Genomic DNA, 13,511 nt, shown 5'->3' with positions numbered 1-13,511 from the left:
AAAGGGATGAATGCGTCAGGTCAGGATGGTTTGTTCCCGCTTCGGACCCGACGAGACAATCCGGATGGGAACATCAAGTTGATCTGAAATAAACGTCAGGTAGGTCCGGGCCGCAGCCGGCAATGCCTGATAGTCCGTGACACCCGTGATGTCCTGCTTCCAACCGTCCAGTCGGGTATAGACCGGGACGGCGCGCTCAAGCGTGCGCAGATCGCTGGGGAATCGCGTGGTCCGCTTGCCGTCGATATCGTATTCCGTGCACACCTGGATTTCGTCCAGGTCGGACAGCACGTCCATTTTGGTAATGGCCAATTCCGTGAATCCGTTGATCATGCTGGTGTAACCCAGTGCCACGAGGTCGAGCCAGCCACACCGCCGCGGACGACCGGTCGTGGCTCCGAATTCATGTCCTTTCTTCCGAAGCTGCTCCCCCTCCTCATTCAGCAGTTCCGTCGGAAACGGTCCGTTCCCCACGCGTGTGGAGTACGCCTTGACGATCCCGATGACGCGATCGATCTCGGTCGGCGGGACACCCAGGCCGGTACAACAGCCACCCACCGTAGGATGGCTGGATGTGACAAACGGATACGTTCCGAAATCCACATCCAACAACGATCCCTGGGCGCCTTCGGCCAGGACACGCTTGCCTTCCTTCAGGGAGCGGCACAGGAAGTGCGTGGTATCGGTGACGTAAGGATCGATCTGCTTGTCGAACTCGACATACTCTTCGATCATGGCGTCCACATCCAATTCTGCGGCACCATACACATTCTTCAGGATGGAGTTCTTCTCCTCAAGCGACAGCAGAAGCTTCTTGCGCAGGGTGTCCCGGTCCAGGAGGTCCACGACCCGGACGCCGGTCCGTGCGAACTTGTCCACATAGGCCGGACCTATACCCCGGCCGGTCGTCCCGATGGCGCCGGCATCCCGCCACCGCTCCCGGGCCTCTTCCACTTTCTTGTGGTACGGCATGATCAGATGCGCATTGTGGGAGATGAGTAAACGTCCCTCCACGTCGTACCCAAGCTCCTTGATCATCCGGATCTCGTCCATCACGGCCACCGGATCGATGACGACCCCGTTGCCGATGACACACGTCACATTCTTCTGGAAGATGCCGCTCGGAACGAGGTGGAGAACGAAGGTCTCGTCGCCCCAACAGATGGTATGACCCGCATTGGCCCCCCCCTGGTATCGGGCTACGATATCCACGTCCTGGCTGATGAGATCGACAATCTTGCCTTTCCCTTCATCGCCCCACTGACTTCCGATGACTACACTGACTGGCATGGTTTTTACACAAGAAAGGCGACGGGTAATCCACCCGTCGCCTTTCCTTCATTCGTTGCGGATGGACGTCAGGCGTCGAAGCTCTTGGCAGCCTCGTCGACGGACTCGAAATGCTTGAACACGGTAATGAGCTTTGTCACCACGAGCAGGGATTGGATCCGATCGGCAACGTTGGCCAAACGCAGATCTCCTCCTGCATTCCGCATGGTGGTCATCGCACTGATGAGCATGCCCAAACCACTGGAATTCATGAACTTGACCTTTGACAGGTCTACGACAATGTTGGTCTTGCCGGACTCTTTCAGGTCATGCAGGGTGTCATGCAGCTTGGAGCCGTCCGGCCCCCCCATGACGTTGCCTTTCAGCGTGATGACGACACTGTTGTATCGCTCTTCGACGTTGTAGTTCATTATTCCTCCAGAAAAATGGTTTATGCGGGCTGGAATGGCTGATCAGGACCGTTGGCGAAGCGCCAAAACCACCGGAGAAGCCACAAAAACAGAGGAGTACGTTCCGATCATGATACCCATGATCAAAGCGAACGTGAAGCCTCGAAGTACCTCGCCTCCGAATATAAACAGGATGACGACCACGAGCAAGGTCGTTCCGGAGGTGACAATGGTCCGGCTCAGTGTGTTGTTGATGGACCGGTTGACCACGTTTTCGTATTTCTCGGACTTGAACAGACCTGTGTACTCCCGGATGCGGTCAAACACGACCACGGTATCGTTGAGCGAGTAGCCCACGATGGTCAGGAACGCCGCAATGATGGTCTGGTCAATCTGCAGTGAGAACGGCATGACGAAACGAAGCAGCGAAAACATCCCCAGAACGATGACGACGTCATGGAACAGCGCCGCGACGGCCCCCACACTGAAGCGCCATTCGAACCGGATGAGGATGTAGACGAAGATGACGAGCAACGACCCCAGGATGGAGTAGATGGCCCCGCGCTGAAGGTCCTGGGCAAACCGTGGACCTACGACGTCCGTCTTGATCATCCGCGGATTGCTTGCCGCGTATTCGGCCTGGATGGCCGAAATGATCTGTTCCTGGACGGTACGCATTTCCTCCGTGGTTGCCGCGCGGATAAGGAGTGCGCGACCGTCCGTACCGAAGGTCTTGACTTCCGGCTCCTGGCCAAGGGCAGCGCCCAGGACGGACCGCATTTCCGTGGCTGAATGGGGTTCATCCATTTCGACGACGAACTCCATGCCGCCCCGGAAATCGATACCCAACTCAAGACCGTTGAACAACAGCGAGCCCATGCTCAGCAGCAAGAGCACGCCCGAAATGATGTAGCCGATCTTGCGGCTCTCTACGAATCTGAAATTCGCGTTTTCGAAAATTCTCATGGTAGTAGTGTGCTCTGATTCAACCAACGCTGACCGTCAGACGGCGCTCGGTGATCAAGTAGTCAAAAATGATGCGGGTGAAGACGATGGCCGTGAACAGGGACGACAGGATGCCGGCCATGAGTGTCACAGCGAATCCCTGGATGGGGCCGAGGCCGAAGGAGTACAGGATGACACCGACGAAGAACGTCGTGATGTTGGCATCGAAAATGGCGGACAACGCCTTCGAATACCCCCCGTCAATACTGGCCTTGAGCGTCTTGCCCGTGGACTGTTCTTCCCGGATGCGCTCGAAGATCAGCACGTTGGCGTCGACTGCCATACCGATGGTCAGCACGATACCTGCAATACCCGGCAGGGTCAGCGTCGCATTGAAGCCGGCCAGGATGCCCATCACGAAGATCAGGTTCAGGATGAGTGCCAGGTTGGCAATCATTCCCCCACCGCGGTAGTAGAAAATCATGAAGAGGGCGACCAACACCAGGCCGAGGATGACCGAGTTGAGACCGGCTTTGATGGACCGTTCACCGAGGCTTGGTCCGACGGTACGTTCTTCCACGATGTCCACTGGCGCAGGCAGCGCACCGGATTTCAATACGGTCACGATGTCCGCCGCTTCCTCGCGCGAGGCCAGATTGGTAATCTTCGTGCGCCCACCCGTAATCCGCTGTTGGATGGTCGGGAACGAATAGACCACGCCGTCCAGGACAATCGCTACCTGCTTGCCGACATTCGCACCCGTCATGCGGGCCCAGGTCCGTGCCCCTTCCGAGTTCATGTCCATGGACACTTCGGGGACGTTCGTGAAGGGATCGAATTCCACGCGGGCATCGGTTACGACCTCACCCGTCAGATCGGCTTCATTCAGCACGCCGACGATGTAATAGATTTCTTCGCCATCGGCTGTCATGCCCTCAGGGGATGAGGTGTACATGAGCGTTACGCCGGGAGGCAACATGGCCTGTACATCGGGTGCGTCGAGCATGGCATTCACGGCCGCCGTATCGGCCGCCACGGAGCTGCCGAATATGACTCCCTGCCCGATGGGCTGGAACTTGTCCAGGAGCAGATTTCCCGACGTTCCGTCCTCACCGGTGTCCAGCAAGTCCAGCACATCCATCGAAGTGTCGGCGGCTGCCACATCGGCGCTGTCCGGCTCGACTTCATAATATTCAATGATGCGCTGCAACGAACGGAGCAACTCGGCCGGCTCGGCCATCAAACGGAAATCCAGACGGGCTGTACCGCGGAGGAGACCACGGATGCGTTCTTCATCATCAATACCCGGCAGCTCCACGATGACACGACGGCTTCCCTGCCGTTGGATGGCCGGTTCGGTCACGCCATAGCGGTCCACACGGTCCCGGATGATTTCAATGGCCCTGGCCACGGCCGCGTCGGCCTCCGTGGAAAGCCAGGCAGCCACTTCCGCGTTGGTCGAACGACGGGTAATTCCCGCCGGCTCGTTCCGGAAGTACCGGGAAAGTCGCATGTTGGGGTCACGTGCTTCAAAATTGGCGACGAATGCATCGATGACGGACCCACCGGATGCGAAAGCTTCGTCGCGCGCTTCGACGAGCACGGTCTGGAATACCTCATCCTGATCCGTTGCGAGGGCGTCAATGAGGGCGTCGACGCGGACTTCGAGCGTGACGTGCATGCCTCCTTGAAGGTCGAGACCCAGCTTCAGGGCCTTCTCATTTACGGTGCGGATCTTGGCCGCATTCTCCCGCTCCCATTCAACACGCTCCGCTTCCGGGAGATTGTTGGCGGTGCGGTCCATGAAATACCCCTGGAATGTGGGATACAGGTAGTAGCCGGACAGGACGAGAAAAAAGATCGTCAAACCGACTTTCATTCCATTTCCTTGCATGATGGTAGTGATGAACTGAATGAACTGTGGGATGCGTCGGCGGGCCTGTGCCGACGACGCGAAGGAATCCGGGTCTGGCTGGCGTCGCGACGAGAGAATGTCATGTCGGACGCGGCCAACTGAGAGAAATGGGGGCTATGGACCCAGTGCCTGGATGGAGGAACCCAGCAACCGGGCATATGAAACGGCGGTACCGGCATCGCGCTCAACCGAAAAACGTGAAATTCCGGGAGCGGACAGTGAAGGAAGGGCCGACCGCGTGGCAACGTTGCGTTTCTGGACCGTCGGAGCCGAAACTTGTGCTGCAACGACTACAGGCTGGACGATCAGCGCATCCGGGGCAGAGGCATCCTGGAAACCATTCCCCGAGGTTTGGACCGGGGACTGGCCGAGGAAATGCGTCAACCACCCGCCGTCAGCCGCTCCTGCCGATCCCGCGAACGCCTGGGGTACGACCATCCAGATCGTCGAGCTGACCAGGAGCAGGACCGCCAGGCCCTGTTGCAGGTGATGGGAACGGAGAGGAGACACGCAGATGGTGGAATGGATGGACCTGAGCGATTGAATATCGCCGCGCAAGGCAGTAAGATACGCATGAATACCCCCTTTCAGCAAACGTGGGCACGGGTCCTGTTCCACGACAGCCGGTCTTCATTTCTCACGCTCTTTACACCACGGCCAGAACGCCCGTGCGGTGCACGGGTTGGTCCTGAGTATGAATCCATTCTCGACAGGGTACCCGGCGACACTCCGGTCGCGTTTCGTCTTCACAGCGGTCACGTTGGGCGTTGCCGTCGGCCTGCTCTCGTGGGGCGCGTTCGTCACCAGCATCAATGCGGGCATGGCGGTCCCGGATTGGCCGACCTCGTTCAATTCGTACGATCCCTTCAATCCGTGGCCCGGATGGTGGAAAATCACGCCGGTACTCGCCGAACACGGCCATCGGTTGCTGGGCGCGGTCCTTGGCCTGTTGACGGTGGTCCTGGCCTTCTGGACATGGCGCTCCGAATCCCGCCGCTGGATGACCCGATTGGGTTGGTTCGCCTTGGTGTTGGTCATCCTGCAGGGGCTGCTGGGGGGACTGCGCGTCGTGTGGGTCTCCTTGGACCTGGCGGTTGTCCACGCACTCACGGCCCAGATTTTCTTCGCGTTGCTGGCCTCGATGATGGTATTCACGTCGCGGGCCTGGCGGACACCTCCCCCCTTGGCACTCCGCGGAACGGAAGGCCCCCTCATGCGACTTCGGTGGATTGTCCCGCTGGTCGTATACATCCAGATCTTCCTTGGAGCCTTGCTCAGGCATCCGGGTGCCGGAATTGACACCCTGTTGGTGGCCTTGCATCTGACATGGGCGTTCGTGGCCACGGTTCTCGTGTACGTGTGGTTCGCCCGGATCCGCTCCGCCTTACCGGTCGGCCATGCCGCAAGGCGGTCTGCTGGCTGGATGGCCGGTGTCCTGTCTTTCCAGGTCGCGCTCGGCCTGTTTGCGTATTTTGTCCTTCTGGATGAACACGGACTGGTCCAACCCAGCAACGTCCAGGTCATTGCGAATACCGCCCACATGGTCACGGGGGCCCTCCTGTTCGCCTTGACCGTCGTCACCAGTGTCTTCGTGTCCAGGACCCTTTTTCAGCTCAACCATCGCATTTGATGTCCATCCAAACCCTTGCAGCTACCGCCCCGAAGGCTACCTTTCGGGATTGGCTCATGCTGACCAAGCCGGAAATCACGTTCCTCGTGACCATTTCGGCATTGGCGGGCTTCGTGCTGGCCTCTCCCGACGGCATAGACGGTTGGACACTTTTTTGGGCCATGATCGGCATCCCCCTTACGTCGGCAGGCGGATGCGTCATGAACCACTGGCTGGAACGCGATCTGGATGGGGAAATGAAACGGACCGCCGGACGTCCCCTGCCGTCGGGCCGGATACGTCCGGAGGCAGGAGCGTGGTTCGGACTGCTTCTCATCGGCGCCGGGTTGGGAATCCTGTGTCCGCTGACAAATCCCCTGACGGGTGTATTGGCCGCCATTACCGTCGTCCTCTATTTGTTTGTCTATACGCCGCTGAAGCGCAAAACCACGCTGAACACCCTCGTCGGCACGCTGCCCGGTGCGCTTCCGGTGCTCGGCGGGTGGACGGCTGCATCAGGAACGCTTGGACCGGCCGGCTGGGCGCTTTTCGCGGTCCTGGTCTGTTGGCAGATGCCCCACTTCTACTCGCTGGCCTGGATGTACAGGAAGGACTATGATCGGGCCGGCTATGTCATGCTGACGGTCGCAGATGAATCCGGACGCAAAACAGCCTTCCATATGCTGGCGTGGACACTCGCCATGATCGGTTTTTCCGTGCTGCCGTTCGCGCTCGGAGCAGTGGGGGTCTGGTACGCCGGGTTCGCGCTGGTGCTTGGCGTCTGGTTCCTGCGTCCTGTCCTGAAGTTCAGGATGGATCGAAGTGCCGTTCAGGCTCGCGTGGTCCTGAAGGCGAGCGTAATGTACATCCCATTGCTGTTGGGGGCGATCGTAGCGGATCGGTTGCTTTGATGGAAGCCGCTCTCCCCCTGACGTCGCTTTCCCGAGCCGGCCTGCGGGCCTTTCTGGCACCCGTAGGCCCGTCGTTCCGTGCGGATCAGGTATGGCGTTGGCTGTACAACAAAGGGGTACGGGAATTTGATGCCATGACCAATGTCCCGGCTTCCGTCCGTGACTTCCTCAAGGAGAACACGACGCTTTCTCCCCCCCGCGTCGTCCGCGAGCAACGGGCCACGGATGGCACCCTGAAGTGGTTGGTGGAACGCGTCACCGGACAGCGCTACGAAACGGTCCTCATTCCGGACTTCGAGGATGACGGCACCCCCCGGCGGATGACCGTCTGTGTCTCTTCCCAGGTGGGATGTGCACTGGGCTGCTCATTCTGTGCTACAGGCCAGATGGGCTTCAAGGAGAACCTGACATCCGGCGAGATTTTTGATCAGGTCTGGCTGGCCGCTGACCGGGCCAGAACCGAATACGAGGCCGCACTCACGAACATTGTCTTCATGGGCATGGGCGAGCCCCTGCTCAATTACGATGCGGTCACGGATGCCATCGACAAGATCACGTCCGAGGACGGGCTGGGCATGGGCGCGCGACGGATAACGGTCTCAACGGTCGGTCTCGCCAAACAAATCCGTCGACTGGCTGATGATGGTTTCCGCTCGAATCTCGCGGTGTCCCTGCATGCCCCCATCGATGCCAAGCGCTCCTCCATCATGCCCGTCAACCGGAATGAGCGCACGGACCTGGAATCCCTCTTGCAGTCCATTGAGTATTATTGTCGGACAACCGGACGAGGCGTGACCTATGAGTACTGCATGTTCGCAGGATTCAACGACACCCTGGAAGATGCCACGGCCCTGGCGGATCTTGTGGATCGTGCACCATCCAAAGTGAACCTGATCATGTACAATGCCGTCGATGGCCTCGGATTCACGCGAACCTCTGATGCCGACCTGAATGCCTTCATTGCCCGTCTCGTAGAACGCCGCGTCACCGTGACCGTCAGAAGGAGCCGCGGCCAGGACATTGCGGCCGCATGTGGTCAATTGGCAAGTGAGTCATGAACCTCAAAAGCCCTCTCATACAGTCGCTCGCAGGCTTTTTCGCCGCCTTGATCGTTGGCGCATTGCTGCCCAGAACGCTGGGCATGCTGCTCAAGCGGGTGGTACTCTCTTCCCTCCGGGACGTGGTCGCCGTATTGGCAGCCGGTCTCATTGCGGAGCGCCTGTTCCACTGGATTTCCCGATACCCATACCCGAAACGAACAGATTGACATCATGGACGTGTCCACCATCGAAGCCTCGCTCGTTGAATTCCTGACCGGATTCCTTCCGAAAGTCGTCGGTGTGATCCTGCTGCTCGTCGTCGCCTGGACGGTTGCCGGGTGGATCGGACGGCGTATCCGTCAGTCCATAAGCCGAAGATTGGACCCGACCATCGCGTCGTTCTTCGGAAGCCTTGCCAAATACGGCATCCTGGTGATGGCCATTTTGAGCTGTCTTCAGATGTTCGGCGTCGGAACAACCAGTTTCGCCGCCGTCATCGGTGCCGCCGGCCTGGCCATAGGATTGGCCATGCAAGGGACGCTGGGGAATTTCTCGGCCGGCATCATGCTTCTGGCGTTCCGTCCGTTCAAAGTGGGTGATGTGGTCAACATTGGCGGCGTGACCGGAAAAGTGGTTGAAATCGCCATGTTCTCGACGGAAATCGACACCTTCGACAATCGTCGTTTCACGGTTCCCAACGGTTCGGTTTATGGATCCACCATCGAGAACATGACCTTCCACGATACCCGTCGTGTGGATGTCGCTGTGGGTACCGATTACCCGGCCAGCATTGCCGATGCGCGAAAGGTCCTGATCACGGCCGCCAGCAGCGTGAATGGCATCCTGGCCGATCCGGCGCCTGTCGCCATCCTGACGGAATTGGGGGCGTCTTCCATCGATTGGAGTGTGCGCGTCTGGTCGAAGACGTCGGACTATTGGGCCGTGAAGGAAGAACTCACTCAGAAAGTGAAAGAGCACCTGGATGAGGCCGGAATCGGAATCCCGTTCCCTCAGATGGACGTGCACATCGACGGCAAGATCGACCGGTGAACCTGGCAACCCGGTTCGTCCGGATCCGCTCTATCCGGCGGCCTTGACGACCGACTGTTCACTCGTCCGGCCCTTCAGCCGGGCAGCGGCTGCGATCATCACCACAGAGACCAAGGCAATGCCCAGGAACGCAGAGGCATAGCCCGTCAGGATGTCCGGGGATGATGCGGCAACGGCACCCACGGCTGCACCCGTCATGAGCTGGCCCAACGAGATGAAGAGCGTGATGAGTCCTTGCGATACGGTACGTTCTGCCCGGGCTGCTTCATGGATGAGGATATAACTCAGGGCAGAACCCATAAGCCCGGCAAGACCGAGCCCGATGGCAACGGACGATGCATAGAATACGACGCGGATTCCGGGTGCCCATGCTACCCCGGCCATTCCGGCTACCAGCAGGATGTTGCACGCAACGACCACTGTCCTGGAGCCCGTGACGTCGAGTATCCGGCCAATGATGGGCGACCCGATGGCTACGGATAACATGAGTGGTATCAACATGAACGCGGCTTCCGACGTCGAAACGCCGTAGGCAAGCACAGCCAGCGTCGGAAAGAAAATGAAGGCCGCCTCGTTGATCCCCGCTCCCGTTGCCAACAAACAGGCCAATCGGACCTGTCGGTTGCGGAACAGATCCAATCGAAGGATGGGGTCTGCTGCGCTACGTTCTGCCCGGATGAACAAGGGCAGGAACACGGCCACGGCCAGAAACGACAACACCACGCGGGGCGATGCGAGCGATGCCGCGAAATCAGACGTGTTGAGCAAGGATATCCCGTAGGCCAGCGGCAACAGGAACCCGCCAAGACACAGCAGGCCGATCACGTCAAAAGGACGCGCAGCCGCCGGTTTCGAACGCGGAAGCAAGAGCACGCCGAGAACCAGGATAAGTGCCGCCAACGGCAGGAAGGACAGGTACAGATAACGCCAGCCGACCATGAGCATCATGCCGGCAAAGATGGGACCGATCAGGAAAGCCACACCGAAAACCGAGCCGAGGACGCCGAAAGCCCGACCTCGCCGCTCCGGCGGAAAGGTATCGCCCACGAATGCACCTGCGACCGGGAAGATGCCGGAAACGGCGAACCCCTGCATGGATCGTCCCAGCAGGAGGACATCGAACGAGGGAGCAGCCGCCACTACAGTAGCCCCTGCAGCAAACAGACTGACCACCACCAGATACATGCGCTTCCGTCCGAACCGGTCCGCCAGCTTGGACATGATGGGAACGCCCACGAGGTTCGCCAGCACCCAAGCCGTGAAGACCCAGGACACCTCCCTTTCAGACAGGCTGAATTGTCCACGGATGGCCGGAATGGCCGGACCCAGGATGGCGATATCCAAGGCCGCCATCAGGACGCCCAGGAACAGTACGGTGAGGATCTTTCCCAAGGTGAGTCGGACGGGGTGATGCTGGCTGGATCTGCAATGTACCCCTCGACCTTCGCATTGTGGCGGCCTTAACGGACATTTCGGATTGTACCGACGGGCCGTACCTTCTTGGTATGGATACACGCACGCTCACCATTGTTCTCGTCCTCCTGTTGGCGTCATCGACCGGATGCCGAAAAGGACCGGTGACGGGACCGGCTTCAAGGACGATGCCCCCGGAGTCAGAGGTTGCCTCGCTCTCCCTTACTGAAAAGGTGTCCATGCTTTTCATGGTGTCCGTACCGGATGGCCTGGATCCACGGATGGCGGCCGATCGCGAGCGACTTGAACGGGAGATTACCCATTTCGGCGCCGGTGGCGTGGTGTTCCTCGGGGGCGATCCACTCCAACATGCGGCTATCGCAGCCTGGCTGGACAGCCAGACCGACCTCCCTGTCATGAAAGCGCTCGATGCCGAATGGGGTACCGGCATGCGGCACGACAACATGCCCGTGTATGCCCGGGCCATGGGGCTGGCGGCTACTCGCGATGTCAGCCTGACCCGCGACGTCGGATTTCGGACGGGGCTCGCGGCACGGGCCACCGGAATATCCATGGTCTTCGCACCCGTTGCTGACGTGAATACCGAGGGCATGAATCCGGTCATAGGAACCCGCGCATTCTCCGACCACCCGGACACCGTGAAGGTACACGCGGCGGCCTTCGCTGCAGGCTTGCGCTCGGCCGGCGTCGCGGCGGTCGCAAAACACTTCCCGGGACATGGCTCGACGGTCCTGGATTCGCACGTCGCACTGCCGCGTTCCGGGCACGACGCCGACCTGCTGTCTGCCGTGGACCTCGTACCCTTCCGTACATTGGTGGCCGATTCCGTAGCCGGTTTGATGACGGCGCACGTGCTGTATTCCGAATCGGACCGGACCCCGGCCACGCTGGATTCCACGTTGTTGACGGTTCTGCTCAGGGACAGCCTGGCCTATGGCGGTCTGGTCGTGACAGATGCATTGAACATGGCCGGCGTCACATCCACGGGCACGGCCGAGGACGTTGCCATACGGGCCATCCTTGCCGGTGCGGACATCCTCCTCATGTCCCCCGATGCGTTCGCGGCCCGCGCGGCCGTAGTGCGTGCGGTGCGCGAGGGTCTGATTCCGGAGTCCAGGATAGACGCGTCCGTTCGCCGGATCCTGGACGCCCGTCGTGCCTGGCAATCCCCTCCCGATCTGGTGGCCTTGATGGGCATGGCCGAACGGGAGCGTCTCATGTCGGTCCATGTGGCCACACAAGCCTTGACCCTGCTCAAACGGGCCGACGACGTGTTGCCGGGTGACCGCGGTTCCGGACGGGTCGTCGTACTCGAAACGGACTTCAGGATACACGCGCCGGATGCCGGACCCGGGCCGGTCCTTGGGCGGCATCTGGCCCCGCTCATGCCGGATGCCGTCGATGTCGTCCGGATCTCACCCCGGACATGGCGGCGGGATCTGGACCGGGCGGCAAGCACCATCCGCAATGCTCATACGGTCATCTGGCTCGAGGCAACGGGTGTGACGCCGGTAGCGGGCTGGGACATGGCCGGTTTTGGTGAGCGTCTGGATGCGTTGCACGACCGCGTGGTCGGCATGTCGGTCGGCTCTCCTTGGGCCGTTCCCTCCATGGCGCCATCCACCGATGCCCTCCTGGTGGCCTATGACGCCCTCGGGTCGACGCTCACCGCGCTCGCGAGAGCGTTCGTGGGGCGGGCCGGTGTGACGGGTCGGTTGCCCGTCCACGTGTCGGACCGGTTCCCCCGCGGCTCAGGCTTCGATATGCTGCCGGTGGCCCCGTCCACCGGCCCGCCCCACACCGCCGGAATGGACGCTGACCGGCTGCAGGCCATCGACCGGGTCATCCATACCGCCATCGCGGACAGCGCCTTTCCGGCGGCCACCGCGGCCGTGGGCCGCGGTGGAACGCTCACCACGCTCGGTGCCTGGGGGCATCCGGACTGGGAAAGCACGGCGCGCGTGGACACCCGCGCCATTTTCGATCTGGCATCGCTCACGAAAGTGATTGCCACCACGACCATGGTCATGCTCATGGTCGAGGACGGCACGCTCGATCTTGATCGGCCCGTAGCGGAATATCTGCCCGAATTCGGCCAGAATGGCAAGGAAATGGTCACCGTACGCGATCTCCTGACGCATACGGGCGGACTCATCCCCTTCCGGGCATTCCATGCGGACGGCGTGCGAACGGCCCGGGAAGTGCGACGACGGATCCTGGCGGATTCACTGGTTTATCAACCCGGCCAGAACATGCGCTATTCCGACTTCGGGCCCATCACGCTGGCCTGGGTGATGGAGACCATATCCGGACGGCCGTTCGAGGAGCTCGTGCAGGAGCGCATCTTCCGGCCGCTCCGCATGTACGACACGGGATTCCGCCCGGCCCGGCGCCAACAGGACCCACGCACCATCCCGACCGAAGTGGACACCTACTTCCGGTACAGGACGTTGAATGGCGAAGTCCACGACGAAAACGCATGGTTGCTCGGCGGGACGGCCGGACACGCCGGACTGTTCTCCACCGTCGAGGATTTGGCCACATTTGCCATGATGTATGTGAATGACGGCCGTGTCGGCACACGTCAATTCCTCAAGCCGGAGACCATCCGGCTGTTCACGACACCAGTCGACCCTGAAGGCAGCCACACCCGTGCACTGGGATGGGATACGCGAAGCCGGATCGGCTATTCGTCGGCCGGAGCCCATTTCGGCCCCCACTCGTTCGGACACACCGGGTTTACCGGTACGTCGTTCTGGATTGACCCGGATCAGGACCTGTACGTCATCCTGCTCACCAATCGCGTGCACCCCACGCGCAACAATTCCGGGCACGTACCCGTCCGACCTGCCGTAGCAAACCGTGCATTCCAGGCGCTGGAGTAATCCGCGCCGAGCCCGGCCGACCCGATCCCGACCGCGTACACGG

12 protein-coding genes are annotated in these 13,511 nt (G+C 60.5%); 6 read left to right on the top strand and 6 right to left on the bottom strand.

Translation table 11 applies throughout. The features are described from left to right. Nucleotides 1-15: 15 nt before the first annotated feature. The 5 genes from RIE53_06345 to RIE53_06325 form a co-directional block, all read right to left on the bottom strand. On the bottom strand, nucleotides 16-1,290 hold the full coding sequence (locus RIE53_06345) for an adenylosuccinate synthase (protein MEQ9104301.1): 1,275 nt from the start codon (nucleotides 1,288-1,290) through the stop codon (nucleotides 16-18). Between the two features lie 68 nt (nucleotides 1,291-1,358). Then, the gene (locus tag RIE53_06340; protein ID MEQ9104300.1) at nucleotides 1,359-1,700 is read right to left on the bottom strand and encodes an STAS domain-containing protein; all 342 of its coding nucleotides are present in this window, start codon (nucleotides 1,698-1,700) and stop codon (nucleotides 1,359-1,361) included. Nucleotides 1,701-1,742: 42 nt separating this feature from the next. Continuing rightward, nucleotides 1,743-2,645: a protein translocase subunit SecF gene (secF, locus tag RIE53_06335; protein ID MEQ9104299.1), complete on the bottom strand. Its 903-nt coding sequence runs from the start codon at nucleotides 2,643-2,645 to the stop codon at nucleotides 1,743-1,745. 19 nt (nucleotides 2,646-2,664) lie between these two features. Beyond that, complete coding sequence (gene secD, locus RIE53_06330) at nucleotides 2,665-4,518, bottom strand: protein translocase subunit SecD (protein ID MEQ9104298.1); 1,854 nt, start codon at nucleotides 4,516-4,518, stop codon at nucleotides 2,665-2,667. A gap of 135 nt (nucleotides 4,519-4,653) precedes the next feature. Beyond that, nucleotides 4,654-5,097: a hypothetical protein gene (locus RIE53_06325; protein MEQ9104297.1), complete on the bottom strand. Its 444-nt coding sequence runs from the start codon at nucleotides 5,095-5,097 to the stop codon at nucleotides 4,654-4,656. Nucleotides 5,098-5,233: 136 nt separating this feature from the next. On the opposite strand from RIE53_06325, the gene RIE53_06320 reads away from it, so the two are divergent. From RIE53_06320 to RIE53_06300, 5 genes are read left to right on the top strand one after another with little or no spacing between them, the layout of a single operon-like run. Then, nucleotides 5,234-6,169, top strand: coding sequence for a COX15/CtaA family protein (locus tag RIE53_06320; GenBank protein ID MEQ9104296.1), 936 nt, complete (start codon nucleotides 5,234-5,236; stop codon nucleotides 6,167-6,169). A gap of 56 nt (nucleotides 6,170-6,225) precedes the next feature. After that, complete coding sequence (gene cyoE / locus RIE53_06315; protein MEQ9104295.1) at nucleotides 6,226-7,059, top strand: heme o synthase; 834 nt, start codon at nucleotides 6,226-6,228, stop codon at nucleotides 7,057-7,059. Beyond that, entirely contained in the window at nucleotides 7,059-8,117 is a 1,059-nt protein-coding gene (rlmN, locus tag RIE53_06310; GenBank protein MEQ9104294.1) for a 23S rRNA (adenine(2503)-C(2))-methyltransferase RlmN, read from the top strand. The genes cyoE and rlmN overlap by 1 nt, the downstream gene beginning before the upstream one ends. After that, nucleotides 8,114-8,326 (top strand): hypothetical protein, encoded by a 213-nt coding sequence (locus RIE53_06305; protein MEQ9104293.1) that lies wholly within the window; start codon nucleotides 8,114-8,116, stop codon nucleotides 8,324-8,326. The genes rlmN and RIE53_06305 overlap by 4 nt, the downstream gene beginning before the upstream one ends. 4 nt (nucleotides 8,327-8,330) lie before the next feature. Beyond that, the gene (locus RIE53_06300; protein MEQ9104292.1) at nucleotides 8,331-9,149 is read left to right on the top strand and encodes a mechanosensitive ion channel; all 819 of its coding nucleotides are present in this window, start codon (nucleotides 8,331-8,333) and stop codon (nucleotides 9,147-9,149) included. 30 nt (nucleotides 9,150-9,179) lie between these two features. Here RIE53_06300 and RIE53_06295 read toward each other — a convergent pair whose 3' ends face one another. After that, nucleotides 9,180-10,541, bottom strand: a complete 1,362-nt coding sequence (locus tag RIE53_06295) for an MFS transporter (GenBank protein ID MEQ9104291.1) — start codon at nucleotides 10,539-10,541, stop codon at nucleotides 9,180-9,182. Between the two features lie 113 nt (nucleotides 10,542-10,654). Here RIE53_06295 and RIE53_06290 point away from each other — a divergent pair, with 113 nt between their 5' ends. Further along, complete coding sequence (locus tag RIE53_06290) at nucleotides 10,655-13,468, top strand: serine hydrolase (protein ID MEQ9104290.1); 2,814 nt, start codon at nucleotides 10,655-10,657, stop codon at nucleotides 13,466-13,468. Nucleotides 13,469-13,511: the final 43 nt, after the last annotated feature.

The sequence above is a fragment of the Rhodothermales bacterium genome (genome assembly GCA_040221055.1).
In the GTDB taxonomy this organism is placed as follows: domain Bacteria; phylum Bacteroidota; class Rhodothermia; order Rhodothermales; family UBA10348; genus 1-14-0-65-60-17.
The sequence above is the reverse complement of the archived record's forward strand: the minus strand, read 5'-3'. Positions and strand labels throughout refer to the sequence as shown.